This is a genomic window from Rhodanobacter sp. Soil_C_14 (assembly GCF_057657335.1).
In genome coordinates, this window is sequence record NZ_JBDGIQ010000015.1 from 1 (window position 1) to 616 (window position 616).

The window sequence follows — 616 nt, forward strand, 5'->3', positions numbered from 1 at the left end:
GACCTACCAGCTGGACAACACCGTTGCCAACCAGGGCAGCAGTGGCCTGGTGGGCTGGAGTTCGTTCGAGAACATCAGCGACGGCACCGGCACGGTCAACTTCGGCAGCAATGGCGGCGTCACTGGCAACATCGCCGTGCAGACGCTGGACTTCGACAATTACCTGCAAGACCTGACGCTGAACGTGGATACCGGCGCGATCTCGGGCGTCAGTGGAAGCTTCAGTGGGTACACCACGGTCAATGCGAACGCGGCGCAAAGCAACACGGTGACCGGTACGGGCCAGAGCTATGTGCTGGACAACACGGTGGCCAACCAGGGCAGCAGCAACACCTACAACTGGAGCGGTTTCCAGACCATCACCGACGCCACCGGCACGGTGAACTTCGGCACGGCCGGCAGCGTTACCGGCAATGTCACGGCGCAGGCGCTGAACTACGCCAGCTACGGCACGGCGGTGTCGCTGGATCTGTCCAACGGCAGCGGCGCGACGACTGGCATCGGCGGCACCTGGAGCGGCGTGACGTCGGTGACCGGCAGCGGTCACAGCGACACGGTGCATGGCAGCAGCCAGACCTACAACCTGACCGGCGCGAACGCCGGCAGCAGCGGCTTG

The 616-nt window shown here is 64.6% G+C and carries 1 protein-coding gene; it reads left to right on the forward strand.

Annotated elements, in window-relative coordinates:
* Nucleotides 1-616, forward strand: a 616-nt coding sequence (locus AC3A56_RS17560; RefSeq protein ID WP_487771215.1) for a hypothetical protein, incomplete at both ends; no start/stop codon positions are given.